The organism is Halorubrum sp. Atlit-26R (assembly GCF_003666015.1).
GTDB lineage: Archaea > Halobacteriota > Halobacteria > Halobacteriales > Haloferacaceae > Halorubrum.
The window spans coordinates 1-462 of record NZ_QPLT01000477.1; the positions used below are offsets into that span (position 1 = coordinate 1).

Annotated in this window: 1 protein-coding gene; it reads right to left on the reverse strand. The window is 47.2% G+C overall.

Going from position 1 to position 462, the window contains the following annotated elements; genetic code table 11:
* A partial coding sequence (locus tag DVK07_RS24140) for a hypothetical protein (RefSeq protein WP_233565642.1) occupies positions 1-260 on the reverse strand: 260 nt, incomplete at its 3' end.
* Between the last annotated feature and the right edge of the window lie 202 nt (positions 261-462).

Consider the following 462-nt stretch of genomic DNA (forward strand, 5'->3'; position numbering starts at 1 on the left):
TTATCTCTACTATCCTCAGATGCCCCTTTTTTGGCTTCGTGCCGCACTAACAGGCGGTGTCTCTCGTCTTTAGGGAGTTGCAGCAGGCGAATATTGCTCTCGTCCAGAAGGTACAGAACTGTTTCGACCCCCTTCAGCATTAACATCTTAGATAAAGCCTCAATATCTTCTTCGTCGAGTAGATCCAGCATAGATGCGATTTTTAAAGCACTTTCGCTTAGTCCCTCGGTTACTGGCACTTCAGCCGAGGATTTAGCCATGGACTTATTTGAGTCCCCATAGAGTAGCCAATCTACTGAGACACCTTCATAGCTCGAAATCCTCAACAGGACTTCATGCCTCGGTGTCGAGCCTTGCCGTGAGAAATAGTTTTTTAACGTGCTCAAGTTCACTCCCCAATCTCTCGCTGCCTGATTGACACTTCTACCGGCCAGCAGAGATTTCAGACGTTCATTGAATGGT